Annotated in this window: 27 protein-coding genes, 1 tRNA gene and 3 pseudogenes; 15 read left to right on the forward strand and 16 right to left on the reverse strand. The window is 70.7% G+C overall.

All coding sequences use genetic code 11. The features are described from left to right. Nucleotides 1-82: 82 nt before the first annotated feature. The 3 genes from ACQ86J_RS01860 (at nt 83) to ACQ86J_RS01870 (ending at nt 3251) form a co-directional block, all read left to right on the forward strand. On the forward strand, nt 83-1087 hold the full coding sequence (locus ACQ86J_RS01860; RefSeq protein ID WP_431269796.1) for a Bug family tripartite tricarboxylate transporter substrate binding protein: 1005 nt from the start codon (nt 83-85) through the stop codon (nt 1085-1087). Between the two features lie 128 nt (nt 1088-1215). Beyond that, nucleotides 1216-1644 carry a tripartite tricarboxylate transporter TctB family protein gene (locus tag ACQ86J_RS01865; protein WP_431269797.1) on the forward strand — a complete coding sequence of 143 codons (429 nt, stop codon included), beginning with the start codon at nt 1216-1218 and terminating at the stop codon, nt 1642-1644. A gap of 92 nt (nt 1645-1736) precedes the next feature. Next, nucleotides 1737-3251, forward strand: coding sequence for a tripartite tricarboxylate transporter permease (locus tag ACQ86J_RS01870; protein ID WP_431269798.1), 1515 nt, complete (start codon nt 1737-1739; stop codon nt 3249-3251). A gap of 128 nt (nt 3252-3379) precedes the next feature. Here the strand turns inward: ACQ86J_RS01870 and argC are convergent, their stop codons facing one another. Then, nucleotides 3380-4867 carry an N-acetyl-gamma-glutamyl-phosphate reductase gene (argC, locus tag ACQ86J_RS01875; RefSeq protein ID WP_431269799.1) on the reverse strand — a complete coding sequence of 496 codons (1488 nt, stop codon included), beginning with the start codon at nt 4865-4867 and terminating at the stop codon, nt 3380-3382. 492 nt (nt 4868-5359) lie between these two features. Between argC and ACQ86J_RS01880 the strand changes: the two genes are divergently transcribed. Then, entirely contained in the window at nt 5360-5581 is a 222-nt protein-coding gene (locus tag ACQ86J_RS01880; RefSeq protein ID WP_431269800.1) for a hypothetical protein, read from the forward strand. Between the two features lie 57 nt (nt 5582-5638). On the opposite strand, the gene rpsI is transcribed toward ACQ86J_RS01880, so the two are convergent. Both rpsI and rplM read right to left on the reverse strand, forming a co-directional pair. Next, on the reverse strand, nt 5639-6133 hold the full coding sequence (gene rpsI / locus ACQ86J_RS01885) for a 30S ribosomal protein S9 (RefSeq protein ID WP_133287057.1): 495 nt from the start codon (nt 6131-6133) through the stop codon (nt 5639-5641). Nucleotides 6134-6135: 2 nt separating this feature from the next. Then, a complete protein-coding gene (gene rplM / locus ACQ86J_RS01890; RefSeq protein ID WP_431269801.1) occupies nt 6136-6612 on the reverse strand; it encodes a 50S ribosomal protein L13 in 477 nt (158 codons plus the stop codon). A gap of 335 nt (nt 6613-6947) precedes the next feature. On the opposite strand from rplM, the gene ACQ86J_RS01895 reads away from it, so the two are divergent. Then, nucleotides 6948-8555 carry a dihydroxy-acid dehydratase gene (locus ACQ86J_RS01895; protein ID WP_431269802.1) on the forward strand — a complete coding sequence of 536 codons (1608 nt, stop codon included), beginning with the start codon at nt 6948-6950 and terminating at the stop codon, nt 8553-8555. 93 nt (nt 8556-8648) lie between these two features. Then, nucleotides 8649-9827: a M20 aminoacylase family protein gene (locus tag ACQ86J_RS01900; protein ID WP_431269803.1), complete on the forward strand. Its 1179-nt coding sequence runs from the start codon at nt 8649-8651 to the stop codon at nt 9825-9827. Here ACQ86J_RS01900 and ACQ86J_RS01905 read toward each other — a convergent pair. Both ACQ86J_RS01905 and ACQ86J_RS01910 read right to left on the reverse strand, forming a co-directional pair. Next, nucleotides 9824-10969, reverse strand: coding sequence for an MFS transporter (locus ACQ86J_RS01905; RefSeq protein WP_431269804.1), 1146 nt, complete (start codon nt 10967-10969; stop codon nt 9824-9826). The two genes, ACQ86J_RS01900 and ACQ86J_RS01905, sit on opposite strands and share 4 nt — an antisense overlap. Before the next feature lie 14 nt (nt 10970-10983). Further along, nucleotides 10984-11796 (reverse strand): aspartate dehydrogenase, encoded by an 813-nt coding sequence (locus ACQ86J_RS01910; RefSeq protein ID WP_431269805.1) that lies wholly within the window; start codon nt 11794-11796, stop codon nt 10984-10986. 207 nt (nt 11797-12003) lie between these two features. On the opposite strand from ACQ86J_RS01910, the gene ACQ86J_RS01915 reads away from it, so the two are divergent. Continuing rightward, complete coding sequence (locus ACQ86J_RS01915; RefSeq protein WP_431269806.1) at nt 12004-12315, forward strand: hypothetical protein; 312 nt, start codon at nt 12004-12006, stop codon at nt 12313-12315. 111 nt (nt 12316-12426) lie between these two features. On the opposite strand, the gene ACQ86J_RS01920 is transcribed toward ACQ86J_RS01915, so the two are convergent. The 4 genes and pseudogenes from ACQ86J_RS01920 to ACQ86J_RS01935 all read right to left on the reverse strand — a co-directional run bounded on the left by ACQ86J_RS01920 (nt 12427) and on the right by ACQ86J_RS01935 (nt 14591). Then, the gene (locus tag ACQ86J_RS01920) at nt 12427-12804 is read right to left on the reverse strand and encodes an SDR family oxidoreductase (protein WP_431269807.1); all 378 of its coding nucleotides are present in this window, start codon (nt 12802-12804) and stop codon (nt 12427-12429) included. After that, entirely contained in the window at nt 12708-13259 is a 552-nt protein-coding gene (locus ACQ86J_RS01925; protein WP_431272705.1) for an SDR family NAD(P)-dependent oxidoreductase, read from the reverse strand. The genes ACQ86J_RS01920 and ACQ86J_RS01925 overlap by 97 nt, the downstream gene beginning before the upstream one ends. A 16-nt stretch (nt 13260-13275) precedes the next feature. Further along, nucleotides 13276-13351: transfer RNA gene (locus ACQ86J_RS01930), tRNA-His, on the reverse strand. 47 nt (nt 13352-13398) lie between these two features. Continuing rightward, a pseudogene (locus tag ACQ86J_RS01935) lies at nt 13399-14591 on the reverse strand (aminotransferase). Between the two features lie 363 nt (nt 14592-14954). Between ACQ86J_RS01935 and ACQ86J_RS01940 the strand changes: the two are divergent. Beyond that, the gene (locus ACQ86J_RS01940) at nt 14955-15293 is read left to right on the forward strand and encodes a P-II family nitrogen regulator (RefSeq protein WP_380069240.1); all 339 of its coding nucleotides are present in this window, start codon (nt 14955-14957) and stop codon (nt 15291-15293) included. Between the two features lie 258 nt (nt 15294-15551). After that, a pseudogene (gene glnA / locus ACQ86J_RS01945) lies at nt 15552-16974 on the forward strand (type I glutamate--ammonia ligase). A gap of 59 nt (nt 16975-17033) precedes the next feature. Here glnA and ACQ86J_RS01950 read toward each other — a convergent pair. Both ACQ86J_RS01950 and ACQ86J_RS01955 read right to left on the reverse strand, forming a co-directional pair. Further along, complete coding sequence (locus tag ACQ86J_RS01950) at nt 17034-17819, reverse strand: substrate-binding domain-containing protein (protein WP_431269808.1); 786 nt, start codon at nt 17817-17819, stop codon at nt 17034-17036. Next, complete coding sequence (locus ACQ86J_RS01955; protein WP_431272706.1) at nt 17713-18501, reverse strand: metallophosphoesterase family protein; 789 nt, start codon at nt 18499-18501, stop codon at nt 17713-17715. The genes ACQ86J_RS01950 and ACQ86J_RS01955 overlap by 107 nt, the downstream gene beginning before the upstream one ends. Before the next feature lie 101 nt (nt 18502-18602). On the opposite strand from ACQ86J_RS01955, the gene ACQ86J_RS01960 reads away from it, so the two are divergent. The 6 genes and pseudogenes from ACQ86J_RS01960 to ACQ86J_RS01985 all read left to right on the forward strand — a co-directional run bounded on the left by ACQ86J_RS01960 (nt 18603) and on the right by ACQ86J_RS01985 (nt 23724). After that, the gene (locus ACQ86J_RS01960; RefSeq protein ID WP_431269809.1) at nt 18603-19952 is read left to right on the forward strand and encodes an SDR family NAD(P)-dependent oxidoreductase; all 1350 of its coding nucleotides are present in this window, start codon (nt 18603-18605) and stop codon (nt 19950-19952) included. Further along, entirely contained in the window at nt 19919-20416 is a 498-nt protein-coding gene (locus ACQ86J_RS01965; RefSeq protein ID WP_431269810.1) for an SDR family NAD(P)-dependent oxidoreductase, read from the forward strand. Before ACQ86J_RS01960 ends, ACQ86J_RS01965 begins: the two co-directional genes overlap by 34 nt. A 49-nt stretch (nt 20417-20465) precedes the next feature. Next, nucleotides 20466-21245 carry an SDR family NAD(P)-dependent oxidoreductase gene (locus tag ACQ86J_RS01970; protein WP_431269811.1) on the forward strand — a complete coding sequence of 260 codons (780 nt, stop codon included), beginning with the start codon at nt 20466-20468 and terminating at the stop codon, nt 21243-21245. Nucleotides 21246-21280: 35 nt separating this feature from the next. After that, nucleotides 21281-22135 (forward strand): polysaccharide deacetylase family protein, encoded by an 855-nt coding sequence (locus ACQ86J_RS01975; protein ID WP_431269812.1) that lies wholly within the window; start codon nt 21281-21283, stop codon nt 22133-22135. A gap of 254 nt (nt 22136-22389) precedes the next feature. Beyond that, nucleotides 22390-23107 (forward strand): annotated as a pseudogene (locus ACQ86J_RS01980) (ABC transporter substrate-binding protein). Beyond that, entirely contained in the window at nt 23035-23724 is a 690-nt protein-coding gene (locus ACQ86J_RS01985) for an ABC transporter substrate-binding protein (protein WP_431269813.1), read from the forward strand. The pseudogene ACQ86J_RS01980 and the gene ACQ86J_RS01985 overlap by 73 nt, the downstream one beginning before the upstream one ends. Before the next feature lie 112 nt (nt 23725-23836). On the opposite strand, the gene ACQ86J_RS01990 is transcribed toward ACQ86J_RS01985, so the two are convergent. Genes ACQ86J_RS01990 through ACQ86J_RS02010 form a run of 5 tightly spaced genes read right to left on the reverse strand, consistent with a single transcriptional unit; the run spans nt 23837 to nt 25966 of the window. Then, on the reverse strand, nt 23837-24181 hold the full coding sequence (locus ACQ86J_RS01990) for a cupin domain-containing protein (protein WP_431269814.1): 345 nt from the start codon (nt 24179-24181) through the stop codon (nt 23837-23839). 51 nt (nt 24182-24232) lie between these two features. After that, on the reverse strand, nt 24233-24760 hold the full coding sequence (locus tag ACQ86J_RS01995; protein WP_431269815.1) for a metal ABC transporter permease: 528 nt from the start codon (nt 24758-24760) through the stop codon (nt 24233-24235). Next, a complete protein-coding gene (locus ACQ86J_RS02000; protein ID WP_431269816.1) occupies nt 24727-25122 on the reverse strand; it encodes a metal ABC transporter permease in 396 nt (131 codons plus the stop codon). The genes ACQ86J_RS01995 and ACQ86J_RS02000 overlap by 34 nt, the downstream gene beginning before the upstream one ends. Then, nucleotides 25098-25838, reverse strand: a complete 741-nt coding sequence (locus ACQ86J_RS02005) for a metal ABC transporter ATP-binding protein (protein WP_431269817.1) — start codon at nt 25836-25838, stop codon at nt 25098-25100. Before ACQ86J_RS02005 ends, ACQ86J_RS02000 begins: the two co-directional genes overlap by 25 nt. After that, nucleotides 25835-25966, reverse strand: coding sequence for a hypothetical protein (locus ACQ86J_RS02010; protein ID WP_431269818.1), 132 nt, complete (start codon nt 25964-25966; stop codon nt 25835-25837). Before ACQ86J_RS02010 ends, ACQ86J_RS02005 begins: the two co-directional genes overlap by 4 nt. Nucleotides 25967-26144 lie beyond the last annotated feature (178 nt).

Genomic DNA, 26144 nt, shown 5'->3' on the forward strand with positions numbered 1-26144 from the left:
GACTCCGGGGCAACGCCGCCACGCCAAGCGTGTTCGGTGACGCAAATCTGCGCGCCTCTGAATGGGCCGGGGAAGAGATAGAATGCATCTGGGTACAAGCCGCCGTTCGGTTCTGCTGGGCAGCGCCCTCGCCGCCATCGCCCCTGTCGCGCAGGCGCAGCGCGGCTGGGAGCCGATGCGGCCGGTCCAGTTCGTCGTCCCCGCCGGCACCGGCGGCGGCGCCGACCAGATGGCGCGCGTCATCCAGGGCATCATCTCGAAGCAGGGGCTGATGAAGCAGCCGATCGTGGTGGTGAACAAGGCCGGCGGCGCCGGCGCCGAGGGCTTCCTCGAGGCCAAGGGCGCGCGCGGCAACCCCCACATGCTGGTCATCACCCTGTCGAACCTGTTCACCACCCCGCTGGCGACCGGCGTGCCCTTCCACTGGAAGGACCTCACCCCGGTCACCATGATGGCGCTCGACGAGTTCGTGCTCTGGGTGAAGGCCGATCTGCCCTGGAAGACGGTCAGCGAGTTCCTCGCCGCGGCAAAGGACCAGCGGCTCAAGCTTGGCGGCACCGGCTCCAAGCAGGAAGACCAGATCATCGCCGCCGCCATCACAAAGGCCAGCGGCGCGCCCTTCACCTACATCCCATTCCGTGGCGGCGGGGAGGTCGCGGTGCAGCTGGTCGGCGGCCATATCGACGCCACCGTCAACAACCCGATCGAGGCCGTGACCCATTGGCGGTCCGGCGCGCTGCGCCCGCTCTGCGTCTTCGATGACAAGCGGCTTCCCTATACCGACAAGATGACCGAGACCCAAGCCTGGTCGGACATCCCGACCGCGCGCGAGCAGGGGCTGGATGTCGAGTACCTGATGCTACGCGGCATCTTCATGGCAGCCGGCGTGAAGCCGGAGCAGGTGGCCTTCTACGAAGGGCTGATGGCCAAGGTGCGCGAGACGCCGGAGTGGAAGGAGCTCATGCAGCAGGGCGCCTTCAACACCACGGCGCTGGCCGGCGACGCGTTCCGCGCCTGGCTGACCAAGGAAGACGACCGCCACAAGACGCTGATGCAGGAAGCCGGCTTCCTCGCGCAGCCCTCGTAGCCGACGACGATCAAGGGATTCCCGCAGATGAGCACCACGACCCTCGAACTGGCGCCGGTCGTCCGCAGCAGCGCGCAGGGCGTCACCCGCAACGCGATGGAGGTCGCGACCTCCTCACCCTCGCCCTGGTGGGCGCGGCGGCGATCTGGGACAGCGCACGGATCGGCGCCGGCTGGGGCGCGGATGGCCCGCAATCCGGCTACTTCCCGTTCTGGCTCGGCGTCATCCTGGCCGGGTCCAGCTTCGCCAACCTGCTGCCGATCCTGCGCGGCCGCGGCGAGCATGCCGGCGCAATGTTCGTCACATGGCCGCAGCTCCGCCTCGTGCTGTCGGTGCTGGTGCCGACCATCTTCTATGTCGCCGCCATCCCGATCACCGGGCTCTACGTCGCTTCCGCCGTGCTGGTCGCCTATTTCATGATGAAGCTCGGCGACTTCACCTGGCGCAGCGCCCTGCCCGCCGCCCTTGCGACCGCGGTGGTCGCCTTCGTCACCTTCGAGATCTGGTTCCTGGTCGGCCTGCCGAAGGGTCCGCTCGAGGACATGCTCGGCTTCTGAGCCGCCGCACTCCGCTTTTGTCACTCGCGCCTGTCCCGCACGGCGAGGCCCTTCGGCCTCGCCGTTGGCGGCCCTGACGGAATCCGCCTCCCATGGAAGAACTCGGCCTGCTGATGCAGGGCTTCGCGGTGGCCCTCGAGCCGCACAACATGCTGCTGATGCTCATCGGCGTCGTGCTTGGAGTGCTGATCGGCGTGCTGCCGGGCCTTGGCGGCGCCAACGGCATCGCCATCCTGCTGCCGCTGACCTTCGCCATGCCGCCAGTCTCGGCGGTGATCATGCTGTCCTGCATCTACTGGGGCGCGCTGTTCGGCGGCGCCATCACCTCCATCCTGTTCAATATCCCCGGCGAGCCCTGGTCGGTCGCGACCACCTTCGACGGCTATCCCATGGCTCAGCAGGGCCGCGCCGGTGAAGCACTCACCGCAGCCTTCACCTCCTCCTTCGTCGGTGCCTTCGTGGCGGTGGTGATGATCACCTTCGTCGCGCCGGTGATCGCCGGCTTCGCGCTCCAATCCGGGCCGCCCGAGTTCTTCGCGGTGATGTTCCTCTCCTTCGCCAGCTTCGTCGGCATGGCCAAGGGCTCGCCGCTGAAGTCGCTGGCGGCGATGATGCTTGGCTTTCTGCTGGCCGCGGTCGGCATGGACACCGTCACCGGCCAGCTGCGCATGACCTTCGGCTCGGAGGAGATGATCCGCGGCTTCGACTTCCTGGTCGCCGTCATCGGCCTGTTCGGCATCAGCGAGATCCTCTGCTCGATCGAGGACGGGCTGAGCTTCAAGGGACAGAAGGCGAAGATTGACCTGAAGGTCGTGCTGCGCACCTGGAAGGGGATGCCGAAGCATGCGCTGCTGGCGGCCCGCTCATCGCTGATCGGCGTCTGGATGGGGATCACCCCGGCCGGCGCGACGCCGGCCTCCTTCATGTCCTATGGCGTCGCGCGGAAGATGTCGAACGACCCTGCCGGCTTCGGCCATGGCAAGATCGAGGGCGTCATCGCGCCCGAGACCGCGGCGCATGCCGCCGGCACCTCGGCGCTGTTGCCGATGCTCACCCTCGGCGTGCCGGGCTCGCCCACCGCGGCGGTGCTGCTCGGCGGGTTGATCATGTGGGGGCTGCAGCCGGGGCCGATGCTCTTCGTCGAGCAGAAGGAGTTCGTCTGGGGGCTCATTGCCTCGATGTACCTCGGCAACATCGCCGGGCTGCTGGTGGTGCTGGTGGCAGTGCCCTGGTTCGCCGCGATCCTGCGGGTGCCCTTCCCGATCATCGCCGCGCTGATCCTGACGGTCTGCGCCATCGGCGCCTACACCGTCAGCAACGCCGAGTTCGACATCGTGCTGATGCTGATCTTCGGCGTGGTCGGCTATGTCATGAAGAAGCTGGATTATCCCCTGGCGCCGCTGGTGCTGGCTCTGGTCCTCGGCGACCGGACGGAGGAAGCCTTCCGCCAGTCGCTGCTGGTCAGCGAGGGCAGCGTCGGCGTCTTCTTCCACAATTGGCTGAGCGGCGGGATCATGGCCGCCGGTATTGCCCTGCTGGCCTGGCCGCTTTTGGGTTGGCTGCGCGGGGTGGTGACCTCGGGCATGGGAGGCGCGCGGGCGGCCTGACCAAGAGGCGGATGGGGAAAAGGCCTCCCCTCCCCCAATCTCAAGTCGGGTGCCGACACCCGGCAGCCGCCAGGACTCATGGAAACAGATGAGGGGTCCGGGGAGAATGCAATCTCCCCGTCCTTTCTTTACCCGCCCAGCGTCGCCTTATGGCGGCTGGCGAGTTCGACATAGTGCGGCGCGGTGCGGCCGAAGCGGGCGCGCTCCTCCTCGCCCAGGATGCGGACGAACTTGGCCGGGTTGCCGACCCAGAACTCGAACCGCCCCATGCGCTTGCGCGGCGGCAGCACGCTGCCGGCGGCCAGCAGCGCCCCTTCCTCCATCACCGCGCCGTCCAGCACGGTGGCGCCCATGCCGACGAAGGCGAGATCCTCCAGCGTGCAGGCATGGATGATGGCGGCGTGGCCCACGGTGACATGGTCGCCGATGATGGTGGCCTCGGCGGCCCGGTTCACGTGGATGATGGTGCCGTCCTGGATGTTGGTGCCGGCGCCGATGCGGATGAAGTTGGTGTCGCCGCGCAGCACGCAATGGTACCAGATATTGCTGCCCGCGCCGATCGTCACGTCGCCGATCACCGCGGCCGTCGGCGCGACCCAGGCGGTGTCGTGCACTGCCGGGATCTTTCCTTCGAAGGGATAGAAGGGCGGCTGCAGGCCGGCCATCAGGCCGCGGCCGGCAGCCGGGTCTCGACCGCGATGCCGAGCATCAGGCCGAGATCTCTGCACCGCGGCGCCCGAAGCGCCCTTGCCGAGGTTGTCGTAGCGCGCCGTCAGCACCGCCTGGCCGCGCCCGGCATTGCCATGCACCCGCAGCTCGAGCTGGTTGGTGTTGTTCAACGCTTCCGGCTCCAGCTTGGCCTCGGCCTTCACCACGCGGACATAGTCGCTGCCGGCATAGCGTGCGGCGAGCACCGCCTCGAGATCAGCGGGCGAAGGGCCGCCTTGCAGCAGGTCCAGATGCAGCGGGATGCTGTCGATCATGCCCTGGCGGAAGTCGCCGACGCTCGGCACGAAGATCGGCCGCCGGGCAAGCCCGCTGTAGAGTTGCATCTCCGCGACATGCTTGTGCTCCAGGCCCAGCCCATAGAGCTCGAATCCCGGGGCCGTGCGCGATTGGTAGGCCGCAATCATGGCATTGCCGCCGCCGGAATAGCCGGAGACGGCATTCACCGTGACCGGGTAGTCGGCCGGCAGCAACCCCGCCTCGATCAGCGGCCGCAGCAGCAGGATCGCCCCCGTCGGGTAGCACCCGGGATTGGAGACGCGCATCGAGCCGGCGATCTTCGCCGACTGCTCCGGCGAGAGCTCCGGCAGGCCATAGGTCCAGTCGGGGTTCACCCGATAGGCGGTGCTGGCGTCCAGCACCTTGGGCGCCTCCGCCCCGAGCGAGGCGGCCAGCGCGGCGCTTTCCTTCGCCGCGTCATCCGGCAGGCAGAGCACGACCAAGTCCACCTCGGCCATCATCTCGCGGCGCGCCCGGGGATCCTTGCGGCGCTCAGGCGCGATGGATCGGACGGCGACATGCGGCAGCAGGTCCAGCCGCTCGCGGATCTGCAGGCCGGTGGTCCCGGCCTCGCCATCGATGAATACCGTCGGGATGCTGCCCTTGGCCATGTCGCGCACTCCTTACGCACATTCCCTGCGCCATGGCATAGGGCGCAGAACCGCCCGGCGATGCAAGGCCCGCCGCGCCGACCAATTGCAGCCCTGCCATGCGGGAAGCGGATCGGTCCGCCGGGCGGCTGGTCCGCGCCCCAGGCGGTGCTTGCCGTCCCAACGCTTTCTTGGGCTGAATGGCCGCACGAAGCATGGGGAGAGGCCAGGGATGCCCATCTATCTCAAGGCGCAGGAGGTCGGCGCCGACCGCGACCTGCTCGGCTTTCCGCACTCGCCGCATGGCCTCGGCGTGGTGGCGATGACCGCCACCGGGCTCTTTGGAGTCCATCTCGATGCCGCCGACCCGGCGGTGCGGGACGTCGCCGTCCGGGCGCTGCGGGACCACATGGCGCAGCACCGGGCAGGCCCGATCCTGGCGCTCTATGGATCGTGCCACCATGCCGGTCGCTATGCCGGGGCAGCCAACCGTCTGGCGGCCTGGCAGGGGAGATGGAAGGCGTCGCCGAACTGCTCGGCGGCTGGCATGGCCCGGCACGCGGCTGCAACACCGGCTTCATCGAGCCGCGCGATGGCACCACCATCGAGTACCGGCCGGATTACGGCGCCGGGCGCTGCCGGATGGAGTACCGCCGCGCCGCCGGGACGCCGGGCGGCCAGGGCCAGCCGCATGAGATCGACGACACCACGCGGCTGGTCGAATTCGCGGTCTGATCGGCCAATTGAAAAGGGCCCCGGCATCGCTGCCGGGGCCCTTCTCGGGAAGCAGGCTCAGCGCTTGCTGAACTGGAAGGACCGGCGGGCCTTGGCCTTGCCGTACTTCTTGCGCTCGACCACGCGCGGGTCGCGGGTCAGGAAGCCGGCCTTCTTCAGGATCGGCCGCAGGTCAGGCTCGTAGTTGGTCAGCGCGCGGCTGATGCCGTGGCGCACCGCGCCGGCCTGGCCGGACAGCCCGCCGCCGGTCACCGTGGCGATGACGTCGAATTGCTCGTAGCGGTCCGCCACCAGGAAGGGCTGGGACAGCAGCATCCGCAGCACCGGCCGGGCGAAGTAGGTCAGGACCGGCTTGCCGTTGATTTCCATGTTGCCCTTGCCGGGCTTCACCCAGACGCGGGCGACCGCGTTCTTGCGGCGGCCGGTGGCATAGGCTCGGCCCCACTGGTCGCGCTTCGGGGTGCGCGGTACCATGGAGTTCTCGCCGGCGGCAGGGGTGCCCTGCACCAGCGTCTTAAGGTCGGCGAGCGTGCCGGTGATCTGCTCGCTCATGCTCAGGCCACCTTATTCTTGCGGTTCATGCCGGCGATGTCGAGCGCGACCGGCTGCTGGCCGGCATGCGGGTGCTCGGGGCCGGCATAGACATGCAGGTTCTTCATCTGGGCGCGGCCCAGCGGGCCGCGGGTTATCATCCGCTCGACCGCCTTCTCGATGACGCGCTCGGGGTGCTTGCCCTCGAGCCGCTCGCGCACCGTGCGCTCCTTGATGCCGCCGGCATAGCCGGTGTGCCAGTAGAAGACGGACTGTTCCGCCTTCTGGCCCGTCACCTTCACCTTCTGCGCGTTGACCACGATGACGTGGTCGCCGCAATCGACATGCGGGGTGAACTGGGGCTTGTGCTTGCCGCGCAGGCGCATGGCGACGATCGTGGCGAGGCGGCCGAGCACGAGGCCCTCCGCATCCACCACATACCATCCCTTCTGCACCTCCGCCGGCTTCAGCGAGCGGGTCTGCGTCTCTAGCAGCGACATCGTCTCGATCGGTCCGGATAAGGGGAGAGGCGCGGCTTATGACCCTCGACCGTCCGCAGGTCAAGGGAAAAGGCGGGTTTGGCCAATACGGTATTCCGATACCACAAGACCTTCCGGGCCTTGCCCGGGCGCCCGCCCGCGTCCGGCCAGGCGCAGGAGGCTGGCCGCAGGCCGCGCCCGCACTATCATGGCCGCACCATCATGGCAGCGACGCGTGCCGAGCGGCGCCGAGGGAGGAAGCGAGTGACCGACGATCCGAAGGGCCTGGCCCGCAACGTGGCCAATTACGGCGACCGCGAATTCTCCTTTACCTCCGGCGCACCTTCGCCGCCTCGATGGGCTATTCCAGGAAGGCACTCGAGAAGCCGGTGGTCGGCATCGCCGACACCGCTTCCGACTACAACAACTGCCACCGCTCGGTGCCCGAGCTGGTCGAGGCGGTGAAGCGCGGCGTGCTCGGCGCCGGCGCCCTGCCCCTCGGCTTCCCGACCGTCAGCCTCTGCGAGCCCTCGCTGACGCCGACCTCCATGCACTACCGCAACCTGATGGCGCTCGACACCGAGGCGATGCTGACGGCGCAGCCGATGGACGCGGCGGTGCTGATCGGCGGCTGCGACAAGACCGTGCCGGCCCAGCTCATGGCCGCGGCCAGCGCCGACCTGCCCTGCGTGATGCTGGTCACCGGCCCGATGCTGGCGCAGCGCTTCGAGGGCGAGCGGCTGGCCGCCTGCACCGATTGCCGCCGCTACTGGGCGCAATACCGCGCCGGCACCGTCTCGGCGGAACGCATCGGCCAGATCGAGGGCAAGCTGGCGACGACGTCGGGCACCTGCGGCGTCATGGGCACCGCCTCCACCATGGCCTGCATCGCCGCCGCACTCGGCTTCATGCCGCTGATGGCGGCCTCGGCGCCGGCGGTGCATTCCGACCGGCTGCGGATGGCGGAGGAGGCCGGGGAGCTGGCCGTCCGCCTGATCACCCACCCCGTCCGCCCGTCCCAGCTCATCACCGAGAAATCGGTCGAGAATGCACTCCGCGTCCTGCTCGCCCTCGGCGGCTCGACCAATGCGCTGATCCACCTGACCGCCATCGCCGGCCGGGTCGGGGTGAAGATCGACCTCAAGCGGCTGGACGCGCTCAGCGAGGAGACGCCGGTGCTGGTCGACCTCAAGCCGACCGGCGAGGGGTACATGGAGGATTTCCACGCCGCCGGCGGCATGGTGGCGCTGCTGCGCGAGCTGCGCGATTTGCTGCACCTCGACACCATCGACCTCTACGGCAAGACGCTGGCCGAGCAGATCGACGCCGGCACGCCTTGGGTCGACCGCGCCATCATCCGCGCCCGCAACGCGCCGGTCTCGCCGGTCGGCGGCCTGGTCTCGCTCTTCGGCAGCCTGGCGCCCGACGGCGCGATCCTGAAGCGCAGCGCCGCCACCCCCGCCCTGTTCGAGACCGAGGCACGCTGTGTGGTCTTCGATGGGCTGGCCGATCTTGCCGAGCGGATCGACAGCGACACGCTGGACGTGACGGCCAGCGACATCCTGGTGCTGAAGAATGTCGGCCCCCTGACGCCTGCCGGCATGCCGGAGGCCGGCTACCTGCCGATTCCGAAGAAGCTGGCGCGCCAGGGCGTGAAGGACATGGTGCGGATGAGCGACTGCCGGATGTCCGGCACCGCCTTCGGCACCATCGTGCTGCACATATCGCCGGAGGCGGCGGCGGGCGGCCCGCTCGGGCTGGTCGAGACCGGTGACCGGGTGCGGCTCTCGGTCAAGGAGCGCCGGCTCGACCTGCTGGTCGAGGAGGCCGAGCTGGCCCGCCGCCGCGCCGCCTGGGCGCCGCCGCCCCGGCCGCGGCGCGGCTGGGACCAGCTGGTGCACGACCAGGTGCTGCAGGCGCCGGAAGGGGCGGACCTGGCATTCCTCCGGCCGGCAGGCGCCTGAGTCATGGCGGGGGCGGAAGGTCCGCCCCCGGTCGGCCCTTGCAACCGGCGTCCTCGCGCCCAATAGCTGCCGCCAGCAGCCGGATCAGAAATCATGCCCGTTCTCAACCGTATCGCCGAGTTCCACCCCGAGCTCACGGCCTGGCGGCAGGATTTCCATGCCCATCCCGAGACCGCCTTCGAGGAGGTGCGCACCGCCGGCATCGTCGCCCAGAAGCTGCGCGAGTTCGGCTGCGACGAGGTGATCACCGGCATCGCCAAGACCGGCGTCGTCGGGGTCATCCGCGGCCAGGGGAACAGCGGCCGCGCCATCGGCCTCCGCGCCGACATGGACGCGCTGCCGATCCTCGAGGCGACCGGCCTGCCGCATGCCTCGACCGTGCCGGGGAAGATGCATGCCTGCGGCCATGACGGCCACACCACCATGCTGCTCGGCGCTGCCCGCTACCTGGCGGAGACGCGGGATTTCTCCGGCACCGTCTATGTCATCTTCCAGCCGGCCGAGGAGGCCGGCGGCGGCGGCAACGTGATGGTGCAGGAAGGCCTGTTCGACCGCTTCCCGATGGAGCGGGTCTTCGGGATGCACAATTGGCCCGGCGCACCGGAAGGCGTCTTCCTCTGGCGGGACGGCCCGGTCATGGCGGCAACCGCCAATCTGCGCGCCACCATCACCGGCAAGGGCGCGCACGGCGCCATGCCGAACCAGGGCAACGACCCGATCGTCATCGCCTCGGCCATCGTCACCGCCCTGCAGAGCGTGGTCGCGCGCAACGTCGATCCGGTGGAATCGGGCGTCCTGACCATCGGCCACATCCAGGGCGGCGACACCTGGAACGTCATTCCGCAGGAGGTGACGCTGCGTGGCACAGCCCGCTGGTTCAAGCCTGAGGTCGGCGACCTGCTGGAGGCGAAGTTCGCCTCCCTCGTCACCGGCATCGCCGCCGCCTTCGGCGCGACCGCCGAGGCGGTCTTCGACCGCGGCTACCCGGCGACGGTGAACGAGACCGAGAGCACCCGGCTGGCGGTCCGCGCGGCGCAGGCGGTGGCCGGCGAGGCGCGGGTGCAGGAGATGCCGCGGCCTACCATGGGCGGCGAGGATTTCTCCTTCATGCTGAACGCCAAGGCGGGCAATTACATCATGCTCGGCGCCGGCCGCGGCCCGGCCGACCCGCAGGTGCACCACCCGCGCTACGACTTCAACGACGCGGTGCTGCCGGTGGGCGCCAGCTACTGGGCGACCCTGGCCGAGCAGCTGCTGCCGCGCGGGGCCTAGCCGGCCCTGCCCCGTCCCGCATCGCCGCCCGATGAGGCGGCGATGCGCCGGACCAGCACCGCCAGCCCAACGGCCATCCCCAGCAGCAGCCCCGGCACCCAGGCGATCGGCGCCAGGCCCAGCAGAGCGGGCAGCAGCCCGGCGCCGAGCGTCGCCGCCGCCACCTGGAACCCCACCGCATGGGTCGCCGCGGACGCGCCCAACCGGGCCGGCGTGCGCGCCATCAGCGTCGGGTAGAGCGGCGCCAGCGCCACCGCCAGGACCCCGACCGCGATCAGGTCCAGCCCCGCCGGGGCGAAGGCGAAGCCGGCCGAGGCCAGGGCCGCCGCCAGCACCGCCCGGCGCAGCATGTGGTCCGGCCCCATCCGGTCCACCACGAAGCCGAGCCCGATCCGGCCCAGCGCCAGCGCCGCCCAGAACAGCGCCGTGGCCGCCCCGGCCGTGGCCGGCTCGGCGCCGCGGCCATCGACCAGGATGGTGGCCAGCCATTGGCCGGTGCCCGCCTCCACCCCGCAATAGACGAAGAAGGCCGCGATCTGCCGCCGGGCCATCGGGTCGCGCAGCACCGCCAGGGCCGGCAGGCGCGGCCCCGCCGCCGGCTCCGGCCCGCCCCAGCGGGCGCGGGTCAGCAGGAAGGCAAGCGACAGCGCCCCCAGCAGCGCGCCGATGGTCAGGTACACCACTCGCCAGGAGGCTCCCGCCGCCAGCAGGCCGGTGGCGATGGCCGGGCTCAGCGTGGCGCCAATGCCCCAGCAGGCATGCATCCAGTTGAGGTGGCGCGGCTGGAAGCGGGCGGCCGCGAAGACGTTCATCGCCGCATCCACCGCCCCGGCACCGAGGCCCGAAAGCAAGGCCAGCGCCACCAGGACCCACCAGGGTGGCGCCATAGCCGCGCCGAGCGCCGCCAGTGCGGTCAGCCCGACGCTGCCGGCCAGCACACCCCCGGTGCCGAAGGCGGCGATGGCGCGGCCCGAGAGGATGCTGGCCGCCATGGTCCCGGCCGAGACGCCCAGCAGCAGCGCCCCGAGCGCCGCCACGGGCTGCGCGTAGTCGCCCCGCAGCACCGGCCAGAGCGTCCCCGGCAGCGGGTCCGGCAGGCCGAGGCCGATGAAGGCGATATAGGCGAAGGCGAGCAGCGGCACCCGGCGCCGCTGGGCTAGCTGCCCACCTTCAACGTGCTGGTCAGGCCGCGCAGGCAGGCAAGGATCGAGAGGGGCGTGATCCTGCCGGTACGCGGATTCTCGTCCGATGGCACGTTCTCGATGGTCATGGTCAGCCGCACCGTCTCCGCCTCCACCCGGATGGTGTGGGTGTTGCGCGTCACCGTCGGGTCGCCCCAGATCTCCACCATCGTCCGCTCCGGGCCGATGCCGGCCAGGGCCAGGGCGGCGGCGACGTTGACGTTGGCAGGGAAACCCTTGGCCGCGTCGAAGGCGTTGCCCTTGAAGACGATGGTCGGCGTCGTGATGGCGAAGACGTCGATCCTGTTCTCCACGAGGTAGGGCGCGCCCTCCAGGCCGCGCGGCGGCTTGCGGGTCTCGATGGTCACGCTGTCCACCTTGCCCTCGGCCGCGGCGCGCACCGCATCGAGGCCGAGCAGCGCGCCGGTCGGCACGATGATGCGCGCGCCGGTCTCCCGCGCCCGCGCCACCAGGTGCATTCGCGGCAGCAGCGCGCCGACCGAGGAGGGCACGAGGATCCGCCCGCGGGCGATCGCCGCCTCGGCGATCTGCTCGAAGACCGCGGCGGGGGCCGCTTCCACGACGATGTCGGCCCGCTCTGCCAGCTCGGACAGCCCGACCAGCTTCGGCGCCGAGCCGAAGCCGGCGACGGTCCGCCTTGCCTTGTCCTGGTCGCGCGCCGCGACCGCGACCAGGCGCAGTCCCTCGACCCCCGCATCCAGCGCGCGCGCCAGATGCGCGCCGATCGCGCCGAGCCCGCCGATTGCCACCGTCAACTCGCCTGCCATCGGACGTCTCCCCGCGCTGTGCCCGGGGCTGCGGTTAGCAGATGCCGGCCGCGCGGACGAGGCCCCGCCCCTGGAAACCGGGCGTGGAACCTTGGCCGCCTTGCCGCGCTAGTCGCAACGACCAGCCCAGACGCGGGTCCGAAATAGATCGAGGAGCACGCCTTTCATGCACGCCACTCCCTGCTGCGCGGCCTCGCCGCCGCCGCGGTGCTGACCACGCTCGCCGCCTGCGACAGCACCCGCGACGGGACGCGCGGCAACCCGCCGAGCACCGCGCTGCAGCGCGCCTATGACCGCGCCACCGACGCGCCGAAGACCAGTGCCGACGGCACCGGCAACAACCCGTCCGGCACGGCGGCGGGGCGCGCGCTCGACCGCGCCGCGGGGACCGACGTCTCGGGCGCATATCCGGCCCAGCGGGATGGCACGCCGGCGAACCCGCCGGGCACGGCGGCAGAGCGGGCCTATGACCGGGCGACGGGCTCCAACACCTCGGGTGCCTATCCGCGCAACCGGTAAGGCGAGAAAGGCGGGGGAGGCACCTCCCCGACCCGCTCCGCCCTTATTAACTAACGCACAGAAGTGCTTGACGGGCCCGGGGAGAATACCTCCTCCCCGGCCTCTCCTGCCTCAGACGACCGGGCTACGCCCGCCATCGACGTTCAGTGCCACGCCGGCGATGTACCCGCCGCCCTCGGAGCACAGGAACAGCGCGGTCGCAGCGAATTCCTCCGGCCGGCCGTAGCGCCCCATCGGCAACGACTGGCCGAGCTTGCCCAGCCACTCCTCGTAGCTCTCGTTGGTCTTGCTGGCGGCGTGGCGGCGGCGGTGCTGGTCGCTGTCGATAAGCCCGACCAGCATCGCGTTCACCAGGATGTTGTGCTTCGCGCCCTCGTTCGCCTGCACCTTGGTCAGCGCCATGCCGGCGGCGCGGGTGACCGCGGTCGGCGCCCCTCGGCCGGCGGCGCCTTGGCGCCGGTGTTCAGCACGTTGATGATCCGGCCCCATTTCCGCGCCTGCATCCCCGGCCAGACCAGCCGCCCGAGCCGAATCGCGGCAAACAGCTTCAGGTCGAGGTCGTTTTGCCAGAGCGCGTCCGAGACCTCGAGGAAGGGCCCGCGCTGGCTGGTGCCGGCATTGTTGATGAGGATGTCGACCTGGCCGAAGGCCTTCTCGGCCGCGGCGAAGGCCGCCTCGCAGCCGGCGGCGGTGCTGATGTCGGCGGGAATGGCGACGACCTCGGCGTCCGGGCTCGCCGCCTTGATCCCGGCCTCGGCGGCGGCGAGCTGCTCGGCGTTGCGGGCGACGATGGCGACCTTGCCCCGGCCCCGGCGAAGGCCTTGGCAATGGCGAGGCCGAGGCCCTTGGAGCCGCCGGTGATGAGCGCGGCGCGGCCGTTCAATGCGATCTGCATGGATTTGTTCCCCCTTGGGTGCCGCGCATCCTGCCGTGCCGGCGCGGATGGCGAAAGGAGGGGGATGGGGCGACCTACGGGGCTCGAACCCGTGACATTCGGCACCACAAGCCGACGCTCTGCCAGCTGAGCTAAGGCCGCCACACAGACCCGCCGCGGTTGGCGCCGCGACGGGGCTGGAAATAGGGCTAGCCGGCCGCCGCCGTCAACTGCCGGCCGCGCGATTCCACCCAGGCCCGCAACCGGGCGAGCGCCGCGTCGATCACCGCCTCCCCTTGCAGAAGGCGAAGCGGGCATAGTGGCTGGGGGCATCGGGACTGGCATAGAAGGCGGTGACCGGGATGGCGGTGACCTTGGCCTCCTCGGTCAGCGCCCGGCAGAAGGCCACGTCGTCGCCGTTGAAGCCGAGCGGGCGGAAGTCGGTGGTGATGAAGTAGCTGCCCTGCGCCGGCAGCACGCCGAAGCCGATCTCGGCCAGGCCGCGGGCCAGACGGTCGCGCTTGGCCTCGAGATGGGCGGAGAGGCCGGCGAAGTAGGCGTCGTCCTTCAGCAGCCCGACCGCCACGCCGCGCTGCAGGTTGGGCGGGGTGGTGAAGGTCAGGTTCTGGTGCGCCTTCGCCACGTTGGGCGCCAGGCTGCGGTCGCAGGTGATGTAGCCGACCTTCCAACCCGTCAGGCTGAAGGTCTTCCCCGCGCTGCCGATCCGCATGCAGCGCTCGCGCATGCCCGGCAGGGTCATCAGCGGGATATGCTTCCAGCCGTCGAAGGTCAGGTGCTCGTAGACCTCGTCGCAGATGGCGTAGCAGTCGTGCCGCTGCACCAGCTCGGCGATGAAGGCCAGCTCGGCGGCGGTGAAGACCTTGCCGGTCGGGTTCATCGGCGTGTTGAAGAGAATGGCCTTGGTCTTCGGTCCGAATGCAGCAGCGAGCTCGGCCCGCGGCAGCGCCCAATCCGGCGGGTTCAGGCGCACCAGTCGGGGGATCGCCCCCAGCAGCTTCACCACCGGCAGGTAGGTGTCGTAGAGCGGCTCGATCAGCACGCATTCGTCGCCCGGGTTCAGCACCGCCATGAGGCAAGCGGTGATCGCCTCCGTGGCACCCGAGGTGACGACGACCTCGGCATTCGGGTCGGCCTCGATCCCGTAGAAGCGCCGGTTGTGTGCGGCGACCGCCTGCCGCAGCTCCGGCACCCCGGTCAGCGGCGGGTACTGGTTGCGGCCATCCTTCAGCGCCGCGGCGGCCGCCTCGATGACATCCTCCGGCCCGTCATAGTCGGGGAAGCCCTGGCCGAGGTTGATCGCGCCATGTTCCAGCGCCAGCGCGCTCATGACGGTGAAGATGGTCGTGCCGGTAGCCGACAGCAGGCTGTTCTGGGGCTGCATTCCGCCCTTGCCCTTTTCTCGATGGATCGGAGGAATCGATGGCTCGGGGCGCTGCCTAGACGCATTTCGGCGGAAGTGGAACGCTCTCCCCGGGAATGGCGGCCATAATGGGAGACCGCACCCCCACCTGCAAGTCGCGGGCGGAATGGCATTTGCACCTCGGTTGGGCAGATTGCCGACGATGCAGGCGCATATTGGGCAGAAACCGGTGGATTAGCGCCCGGCGGCCGATTGAACCGGTGGCACGGGGCGTGCAAAACACCTCCGGCCGGCACCGCCGGAACGGGCGGAGAGGTCAGAGGGAAGCGTCATGTCGGGACTGCTTCGGAACGAAGGTCATACCCGGAACGCAAAGCGGAGCCGATGAAGAAGATCGAGGCCATCATAAAGCCCTTCAAGCTCGACGAGGTGAAGGACGCCCTGCACGAGATAGGCCTGCAGGGCCTCACGGTCGTCGAAGCCAAGGGCTTCGGGCGCCAGAAGGGCCACACGGAACTCTACCGTGGGGCCGAATACGTCGTGGATTTCCTGCCGAAGGTGAAGATCGAGGTTGTCTGCACCGACGACCTCGTCGACCGTGCGGTGGAGGCGATCCAGCAGGCCGCACGCACCGGCCGCATCGGCGACGGCAAGATCTTCATCTCGGAGATCCAAGAAGTCATCCGTATCCGCACCGGCGAGCGGGGCGAGGACGCGGTCTGAACGGCAGGCGGCCGGCCGGGGGCGGGCCGCCTGCGGAATGGGTGCGCTGGGCGCCCCGGCCATCGTCCAGGCGGCGATGGCGACGCCCAGGGCACCGGGAACACGCTGCGGCCGGGACGAGCCCACGGCCCGCGGCGGATTACCCGGGCGCCGGTCCGCCATTGGCAGGCCCGGGCGCGGGGCGCGGCATGCGCCGCGCTGAGGGGGCGAAGGGGAATCCCGCAAGGGGTTCCGGGACCAGTCAGGGGTACAGGTTACATGGCAGACAAGGCAGCCGCCATCTCCAAGGTCATGGAAATGATCAAGGAGCACAGCGTCGAATACGTCGACTTCCGCTTCACCGACCCGCGCGGCAAGTGGCAGCACACCGCGCAGCATATCTCGACGGTCGATGAGGACACCTTCGTCGACGGCATCATGTTCGACGGCTCGTCGATCGCCGGCTGGAAGGCGATCAACGAGTCCGACATGATCCTGATGCCGGATCCGGTGAACGCCTGCATGGATCCGTTCAGCGCCAAGCCGCAGCTGATCCTTTTCTGCGACATCATCGAGCCCTCGACCGGCCAGTTCTACGCCCGCGACCCGCGCGCCACCGCCAAGCTGGCCGAGGCCTACGTCGCCTCCTCCGGCGTCGGCGACAAGGTGCTGGTCGGCGCCGAGGCCGAGTTCTTCGTGTTCGACAGCGTCCGCTTCGGCACGGGCGGCAACTTCGCCAGCCACTTCCTGGAAAGCGTCGAGGGCCCCGGCTCCTCCATGAAGGAGTATCCGGAAGGCAATATGGGCCACCGCCCCGGCGTGAAGGGCGGCTACTTCCCGGTCGCCCCGGTCGATGGCGACGTCGACCTGCGCGCCGAGATGCTCTCGACGATGGGCGAGATGGGCCTGCCGATCGAGAAGCACCACCACGAGGTGGCGCAGTCGCAGCACGAGCTGGGCACCCGGTTCGGCAGCCTGACGACCATGGCCGACCAGATGCAGATCTATAAGTACTGCGTCCACAACGTCGCCCACAGCTACGGCAAGACCGCGACCTTCATGCCGAAGCCGATCTACGGCGACAACGGCTCGGGCATGCACACCCACCTGTCCATCTGGAAGGAAGGCAAGCCGCTCTTCGCCGGCAACGGCTATGCCGACCTGTCGGAGATGTGCCTCTACGCCATCGGCGGCATCATCAAGCACGCCAAGGCGGTGAACGCCTTCACCAACCCGTCGACCAACAGCTACAAGCGGCTGATCCCGGGCTTCGAGGCCCCCGTGCTGCTGGCCTATTCGGCCCGCAACCGCTCGGCCTCCTGCCGCATCCCCTACACCACCAGCCCCAAGGCGAAGCGCGTCGAGGTGCGGTTCCCGGATGCCTCCGCGAACCCCTACCTGGCCTATGCCGCGCTGACCATGGCGGCGATGGACGGCATCAAGAACCGCATCCATCCGGGCGACCCGATGGACAAGGACCTGTACGACCTGCCGCCCGAGGAGCTGAAGGGCATCCCGACTGTGTGCGGCCTCGCTGCGCGAGGCGCTGGGCGCGCTCGAGGCAGACCACGACTTCCTGCTGGAAGGCGGCGTCTTCAGCCTCGACCAGATCCAGTCCTATATCGAGCTGAAGTGGTCGGAGGTGTACCGCTTCGAGCACACCCCGCACCCGGTCGAGTTCGAGATGTACTACTCGGTCTGATCGACCGGTCAGGCAGGACGAAGGGAGGCCCCGCCGGCGACGGCGGGGCCTTTCGCGCTTCAGGCCGGCTCCAGCCCGCCGGCGCGCAGCAGCTCGGGCGTCAGCGCCGCGGCCAGCCAGCGCAGCAGCGCCGCCGACCGCGCATCGGCGCCCTGGAACAGCGCCGCGGTGAAGACCGCGCGAGTGTTGATCGCCTCCGGCACCGGGCCGACGATCTCGACGCCCGGGATCGCCATGAGTTCGCTGACTTGCTGGATCGCCAGCGCCACCTCGCCGCGTGCCGTGAGCTCGGCGGTGAAGCCCTGCGGGATGACGGTCGCCTTGGCGTTCACCTCGGCGGCGATGCCGAGCCGCTCGATAAGCCCGGCGAAGAAGATGCCGCTGGCCCCGGCGCGGGAATAGGCGAGCGTCGGCGCCGCAAGCAGCGCGTCGCGGAAGGCCTCGGGCGTCGAGATGTCGGGATGCGGCGCGCCCGCCCGCACCGCGACGCCGACCGAGGAGCGGCAGAGATCGACCCGGCTAGCGCCGTCCAGCACGCCCGCGGCGGCCTGCGCCGCGATGCCCTCGGCAGTGAGGATGGCGATATCGCCCCGCTCCCCGCCTCGATCGCCGCGACCAGGCGCGCCGTCGGATCGAAGCGGATCTCCGGCCGGAAGCCCGCCGCCCCGGCCACCGGCAGCAGGTCGCGCACCACGCCGAGCACGCCGAGGGTGGAGAGGATCCGGATGGGCGTGTCGGTCATTCGGCGGGCTCCTTGCCCCGGCGTGGATAGGTTTCGGGTCGCACGTCTTCCAGCCAGTGATGCGCCAGACCCGGCGGCGCGACCAGGGCGGTCTCCGCCGCATCCGGGCCGAGCCAGGTGCAGCAGCGCGCCAGGGCGGCGCTCCCCGGCAGGCCCGGCTGCATCTCCGGCTCGCACAGGAAGGAGGCCGGCGGCGCCCGGGCATAGCGCGCCGCGCCGCGGGCGAATTGGTGGTGCAGGTGCAGGTGGCCCGACGCGACCAGTCGCAGCCCGGGATGCTCCAGCAGCGGGCGCAGGGCGGCCCGCGCCTCCGGCGCCACCGACCAGTAATCGAAGGCGGGGTCATCCGGCGCGGTGGTGAAGGCCGGGGTGTGCAGGAAGACGGCGAGGCGGCGGTCGCCGATGCCGGCGGCGGCCTCGGCGATGAAGCCCGCCTGCGCCGCCTCCTCGGCCAGACCGGCGCCCATGATCTCGGTGTTCAGCCCGAGGATCCGCCAGCCCGGCAGGTCGCGCAGCCAAATGTCCTCCCCGGCCAGCCGGCGGAACCGCGCCAGCCGCGCGGCATCGACCGGCTGGGTCGGCATGGTGCGCGGGTCGCTGCCGACATCGTGGTTGCCCGGCAGCACCAGCAGCGGCGCCGGCAAGCCGCGCAGCAGCCCGGCGGCGAAGGCGAGGTCCGCGTCGCGGTCGGCGCCGTCCAACGAGATGTCGCCGGTGGCGACGATCAGGTCCGGCCGCGCCGCCGCCGCCCAGTCCCCGAGCAGCGCGAGGTTCTGGCGGAACAGCGGCGTCCGCGGCGAGAGATGGGTGTCCGGAGATCTGCAGGATGCTGGTCACGTGGCGCCCTCCCCGGCCGTTCCGCGAGATTCCTAGCACGGGAAGAATCGTGAAGCGCGGATCGCGGGACTTCGGCCTGCCCGCGGCCTATGCTGCGGCCGCCGGCAAGGACATGCATTTGAGCGCGACCACCCCCGACGCGGCACCCGAGCGGGTGCTGCGCGGCATCCTCCTCATCATCGCCTCGGTCATCCTCTTCTCCCTCTCCGACTCGCTGTCGAAGCTGCTGCGGCTGCAGGGCTTGCCGGCGGTGGAGATTGCCTGGCTGCGCTACATCGTCTTCGTCGTGCTGGCCATGGGATTGGCCGCGCATGGCCGGGTGCTGCGGCAGCGGCCGAGGCGGCTGCGGCTGCAGCTGCTGCGGGGCGTCACGCTGGTCGGCTCCGCCGTGCTCTTCGTCGCCGGGCTCGGCCAGCTGCAGATCGCCGAGGCGACGGCGATCACCTACATCTCGCCCGGCTTCGTCACCGCGCTGTCGATCGTCTTCCTCGGCGAGAAGGTCGGCGTCCGGCGCTGGGCGGCGGTCGCCGCGGGGTTCCTCGGCGTACTGATTGTCATCCGCCCGGGCAGCGGCGCGATCCAATCGGCGGCACTGTTCCCGCTGGCATCGGCGCTCTGCTGGGCGGCGACCATCGTCATCACCCGCCGCATGGGCGCTGGCGACCGGACCGAGACGACCGTTCTCTGGTCGGCCGGCACCGGCCTCGTCATCCTCTCGGTCCTGGTGCCCTTCGGCTTCGTGGTGCCAAACCTGACGCAGCTCGGCCTTGGCCTGGCGCATGGCATCTGCTCCTCACTCGGGCAGTACATCGTCATCCTGGCCTATCGCCAGGCGGCGGCCTCGGCGCTGGCGCCCTTCTCCTACGTCCAGCTGCTCTTCTCGACGACGCTGGGCTGGCTGATCTTCGCTGCGGTGCCGGATGGCGGGACGCTGCTGGGTGCCGCGGTGATCATCGGCAGCGGGCTCTACACGGTTCACCGGGAACGCGTGCGGGCGCGGGAGCGGGCGGCGGCGCGCGCCCGAGGCTTGCCGGTCTCGCCGGATCGCAGCACCATCGCGTTCGTGCAGCGCAGGAGGCAGGCGATGGCGCAGGGCGGATCGGCCGGACGCTTCGAGGGACGCGTCGCCTTCGTCACCGGCGCCGCCTCGGGCCTCGGCCGCTCGAGCGCCGTGGCGCTGGCGCGGGACGGCGCCAGGCTGCTGCTCTTCGATCGCGATGCCGCCGGCCTGGACGAGACGGCGGCGCTCTGCCCCAGCGCGATCCGCGTGGTCGGCGACGTCACCTCGGCCGACGACGTGGAACGGGCGGCGCATGCCGCGCTGCGGCGCTCGGCCCTGCCTCGCTGCTGGTCGCCGCCGCGGGCATGCTCGGCCCGGCGAAGCCGGCCGAGGCGGTGACGGAAACGGAGTGGGACCGGCTCTTCGCCGTCAACGTCAAAGGTAGCTGGCTGACGGTGCGGGCGTTGCTGCCCTCCATTCGCGCGGCGGGCGGCGGCGCCATGGTGCTCTTCGCCTCGACCGCCGGGATTGCCGGCTCCGCCACCCTGCCCGCCTATTCCGCCAGCAAGGGCGCGGTGGTGATGCTGACCAAGAGCCTGGCGCTGACCCATGCCGCCGAGGGCATCCGGGTCAACTGCGTCTGCCCCGGCTCGATCGAGACGCCGATGCTGGAGGCGACCTTCGCCTCCGCCGGCGACGCCGCGGCCCGCGCGGCGCGCGAGGCCGCCTTCCGCGCCCGCCACCCGATGGGCCGCTTCGGCCGCGCGGAGGAGGTGGCGGAGACGGTGCTCTTCCTGCTCTCGGACGGTGCCGGCTTCGTCACCGGCACCGCCATCCCGGTCGATGGAGGCCGGCTTGCCTGACCCGGCCGATCGGCAGAGGGCGGAGGGCGAAAGCCCGAGCACCGGCGCCGTGAATCGGCCGGGCACACCGATTCCCACCCGCTTCGCCGGCCGCGTCGCCGTCGTCACCGGCGCGGCCCGCGGCATCGGCGCGGCGACCGCGGCGCGGCTTGCCGCCGACGGCGCCCGCCTGTTGCTGGCGGACCGGCTGCCGGAGGTCGCGGCGACCGCCGCCGCCATCGGCGGCAGCGCCCTCGCGCTCGACCTGACGGAGCGCGGCGCGGGCGAACGCATCGCCCGGGCCGCGCTCGACGCCTTCGGCCGGATCGACATCCTGGTGAACAATGCCGGCATCGGCGGCTCCAGGCCGCTCGCCGACTCCGACGACGACCTGATCGACCGCTTCATCGACACCAACCTGAAGGCGGTGCTGCGGGTCACGCGGGCCATGCTGCCGCATCTGCCGCGGCCGGGCGGACGGATCGTCTCGGTCTCCTCCACCTTCGGCATCGCCGGCGTCCCCGGAACCACCGCCTATGCCGTGGCCAAGGCCGGCGTCGCGCAGATGACGCGCCAGCTTGCGGCCGAGCTCGGCCCGGCCGGCATCCTGGTGAATGGCGTGGCGCCGGGCGTCATCGAGACGGCGATGACCGAGGGGCATCTCGCGCGCGACTACTACCGCCGAGCCGTGCTGGCGCCGACGCCGCTGCGCCGGGCCGCCAAGCCCGAGGAGGTGGCGGCGGTGATCGCCTTCCTCGCCTCTCCGGATGCCTCCTACGTCACGGGACAGGTGATCGCGGTGGATGGCGGGTGGCTTGCGGGGCGGCACGTGCCGCCGGACGACGAATGAGCGGCGACGGCCGCGCAACACAGGGGACCCGAGCGATGCCTGCCTTCGACATGCGCGTGAACTGGCCGAACGGCGCCCGGGTCGCCGTGATGCTGACCTTCGACTTCGACGCCGAGACGCTTTGGATGGCGCGCGACCCGGAGAATGCGCGCCGTCCCGGCATCCTCAGCCAGGGCAAGTACGGCGCCAAGGTCGGCGTGCCGAAGATCCTCGAGACGCTGGAGGATGCCGCCGTCCCCGCCACCTTCTTCATCCCGGGCTGGACGGTCGAGAACCATACCGGCCGCTGCGAGATGATCCTGAAGGCCGGGCATGAGATCGGCCACCACAGCTACAGCCATGAATGGATCGCGCTCGACGACACCGCGAAGGAGGTCGAGGAGATGGAGCGCGGCCTGCACGCGCTGAAGTCGCGGCTCGGCGTGGTGCCGAAGGGCTACCGGTCGCCCGCCGGGGAGACCAGCGAGAACCTGATCTCGCCTGCTCGACAAGCACGGCTTCACCTACAACTCCTCGCTGCTCGACGACATCAACCCCTATCGCCACACCATGCCGGACGGACGGCCCGGCCCGATCGAGCTGCCCTGGCACTGGAGCCTGGACGACGCGCCCTATGCGCTGTTCTCCATCAAGGGCCCGCGGCCGATCTTCCCGAACAGCCACCTGAAGGAGATCTTCCAGGCCGAGTTCCAGGAGATCCATCGCTGGGGCGGCACCTACAACCTGGTCATGCACCCGCAGGTCAGCGGCCGGCCGAGCCGCATCGCGCTGCTGCGCGAGATGATCGCCTGGATGCGCGAATTCCCTGGCGTCTGGTTCGCCAACTGCTCGCAGGTCGCCGAGGCCTGGGCCGCCCACCACGAAGGCCGCTGAGAGGATGCCGAGGATGATCCTCCCCGCCTGGCGCGGCCTGCTCGCCGCCACCGCTCTCACCCTGCTGGCCGGCACGGCCCTGGCGCAGCCGCGCGAGAAGCCACTGCGCCTTGTGGTGAATGTCGGGCTGCAGAACCTCGACCCGATCGCCAGCCCCTCCTTCGTCACCCGCAACTTCGCCTACATGGTCTACGACACCCTCGTCGCGATGGACGGCAAGGGCGAGTACCGACCGCAGATGCTGGAATCCTGGACGCCCAGCGCGGACCGGATGAGCTGGAGCTTCAAGCTGCGCCCCGGCCTCGAATCCCATGACGGCACGCCGGTGACGGCCGAGGACGCGGTCGCCTCCATCAAGCGCTGGGGCCAGCGGGATCTCGATTGGCCGGCGGCTGATGGCGGCGACACGGGAGATCCGAATCCTCGACGCCTCCAGCTTCGTCATCGAGCTTGCCCAGCCCTTCGGCCATGTGATCGAGGCGCTGGGCAAGCCGAGCGTCCATGTCCCCTTCGTCATGCCGGCCCGCATCGCCAATGCGACGCCGCCGACCAGCCCGGTGAAGGAGGTGGTGGGCAGCGGGCCGTTCCTGTTCATCAAGGACGAATGGGTTCCGGGCGAGAAGACCACGTTCCGCCGCAACCCCGCCTATCGCCCGCGCGAGGAAGCCGCCGATGGCCTGGCCGGCGGCAAGCGCCCGCTGGCCGAGCGGGTCGAGGTCCTCACCATGACCGATGTCTCGCTGCGCGCTGCGGCGCTGACCCAGGGCGAGGTGGACTACCTGGAATACGCCCCCTTCGACTACCTGCCGCGCTTCCAGCGTGACCGCAACCTGGTGATCTCCAAGGCCGGCGGCATCAGCCAGATCATGGGCGGCGTCTCGATCAACCATTACCTGCCCCCTTCGACAGGCTGCCGATGCGCCGCGCGCTGCAGGCGGCGCTCGACCGGTCCGAGATCGTCGCGGCGCATGGCCTGCCGGCCGACATGACCTCGCCCGACTGCGTCTCGGTCTACATGTGCGGCACGACCTATACGAACGAGGCCGGCGGCGACATCATCCGCAGCCCGAGCCTCGACCGCGCCCGCGCGCTGCTGAAGGAGGCCGGCTACGCCAACGAGCGCATCGCCATCCTGCAGCCGGCCGACAGCGCGCTGATCAACCCGATGGCCATGGTGGTGATCGACCGGCTCAAGCGCGCCGGCTTCAACCTCGATGTCCAGGCCGGCGACTGGTCCTCCATCGCCGGCCGCTGGGTGGCGCGGGAGCCGATCGACAAGGGCGGCTGGAACCTCGTCCCCGTCATCTACACCGGCTTCGACCTCTCGGACCCGCTGTCCAATGTCGGCATCGGCTACAACTGCACCAACAACCAGCCCTGGGGCTATTGCGTCGAGGCGATGAAGCCGGTGCTCGACGCCTATGTCGCCGAGAGCGACCCGGCCAGGCGCAAGGCGCTGGCGGCCGAGTTGCAGCGGCTGGCGATCGAGAACGTCACCTTCCCGATGGACGGCCAGTTCCGCAGCCCGGCGGTCTGGCGCGCCGAGCTGAAGGGGGTGATCGATTTCGGCTTCCCGGTGATGTGGAACATCGAGCGGGCGAAGTAGCCCTCACGCCCCCAGCGGCGGCCCGAGATAGGTCACGCCGTAGCGCGCCGCGATCGCCTCGGCCGCCGCGGCATCCGTGACGCCGGCGGCCCCAGCTTCCTCGAAGAACCCCTCAAAGCCGCCCGGGGTGACGCCAACCAGCAGCCGGCCCGTCCCGCTGCCGATGTTGCGGAAGGCATGCGGGATGCCGCGGTGCAGGAGAGGCCGCGGTCCCGACGCCGCCCTCCTGCACCGCGTCGCCGCAGCGGAAGCGGAATGTCCCCTCCAGCACCTGGAAGAACTCGTCCTCCCGCGCATGCACATGCAGCGGCGGCCCCCAGCCCGGCGGCACCGGCTCCTCGATCACGGCGAAGCGGCCGGCGGTCTCGCTGGCGCGGATGCGGATCAGCCGCTCGCCGAAGGCGCGGTTGGGCGTGCCCTCCCCGGGCAGGCGGATGATGGGGGCAAAGTCGGGCATGACCGGCTCCTTCCTGGACGGCCGCAGCCTAGCCCGAAGGCCGCCCGCGCTTCACCCCGCCAGATGCGGCCGCCGCAGCACCCGGCCGAGCAATCCATCCACCGGCCCACACAGGGTGGATACCAGCCAGCAGAGCCCCGCCGCCAGCACCACCGCGGGGCCGCTCGGCACGTCCGCATGAAAGGATAGCAGCAGCCCGGCATAGGCGCTGAGCGCGGCGATCCCGACCGCGGCATAGGCCATGCCGCCGACGCTGCGTGCCCAGTGCCGCGCGGCGATCGCCGGCAGCATCATCAGCCCGACCGACATCAGGGTGCCGAGCGCCTGGAAGGACGCGATCAGCGTCAGCACCACCAGCGCCAGGAAGCCCATATGCCACCAGGCGCCGCGCGCGCCGACCGCCTGGGCGAAGCCGGGGTCGAAGCATTCCAGCACCAGCGGCCGCCAGGCCAGCGCCATGACGCCCAGCGTGACGGTGGCGCTGCCCGCCATCAGCAGCAGCGCCGCGTCGTCCACGCCGAGGACGCTGCCGAACAGCAGCGAGGTCAGCTCGACCGCCCCGCCGCGCCAGGAAACCATGGCGACACCCGCCGCCAGCGCGACGAGGTAGAGCGCGGCGAGCGAGGCATCCTCCCGCCCCCCGTCGCCCGCGACAAGGCCCCAGCCCCGACCGCGACTGCGAGTCCGGCGACCAGCCCGCCGGCCGCCATCGCCGGCAGCGACAGCCCGGCCAGCAGGAAGCCCGCGGCAACGCCGGGCAGGATGCCGTGCCCCAGCACGTCGGCCGTCAGGCTCATCCGCCGCAGCATCAGGAACAGGCCGAGCACCGGCGCCGCCACCGACAGCGCGAGGCAGCCGACCAGAGCCCGGCGCAGGAAGCCGTAATCGAGGAAGGGGGTGACAAGGAGGTCGAGGATCAGGCCGCGTCCCGCCGCTCGCAAGGCTCCGGCCCGGGCGCCCAGGCCTCGGCCATCATCCGGGCGCGGAGGCGATTGGCCGCGGTCAGCACCTCCCCGGTCGCGCCCCAGCCCAGGCAGTCGCGCGCCAGCAGCAGCGTGTCGGGGAATTCGCGCCGCACCAGGTCGAGGTCGTGCAGCACGGCCACGATCGTCCGCCCCTCGCCATGCCAGCGATGCACCATGGCCAGCAGGTCGGCCGAGGTCCGGGCATCCAGCGCGTTGAAGGGCTCGTCCAGCAGGATCACCGGCGCGTCCTGCAGCAGCAGCCGGGCGAAGAGCACCCGCTGGAACTGCCCGGCCGAGAGGCTGCCGACTGGCCGGCCGGCGAAGCCATCCAGCCCGACCGCGGCCAGGGCCGCCCGCGCCCGGTCGCGCCCGGCAGAGCCGATGGCGCGGAAGGCCCCGGCCTCCCGCCACAGGCCGAACAGCACGACATCGAGGCAGGATACCGGGAAGGCACGGTCCAGCGCCGCCGCCTGGGGCAGCAGCGCGACCTGTCCGGCGGCGCCCTCGATCCGTCCCTCATCCGGCCGGTGCAGCCCGGCCATTGCCCGCAGCAAGGTGGACTTGCCCGCGCCGTTCGGCCCGACTACCGCGGTCAGGCTGCCGGGCGCGAAGCGGCCGGAGACATGGTGGACCGCCGGCCGCCGGGCGTGGGAGACCGTGACATCGGTCAGGCGGATCTCAGCCGGGCTCATGCCGCCATGGCCCAGGCGACCGCCACCCACAGCGCCGCCGCGACGCCGCCCGCCAGCGCCAGGCGGGCGCCGGCGCCGGAGGACAGGGCAAGCGGATCGGAGAGGGACCACCGGGACGAAGCGGGCATGATGTTATTACATAACATCCAGCGGTCGGCTGCAACACCCCCACCGGGAGCCCCGCAAGCCCGAGCGTATACTGGCGGGGTGACAGGGCCGGCGGGTTCCGCTAGCCATGTATCGCGGCGCCGTGAAGCGACCCACGCTTATTTCACGCTACGATGCCCCATATTATCAACCAGGACT

The organism is Dankookia sp. P2 (assembly GCF_050632255.1).
GTDB lineage: Bacteria > Pseudomonadota > Alphaproteobacteria > Acetobacterales > Acetobacteraceae > Paracraurococcus.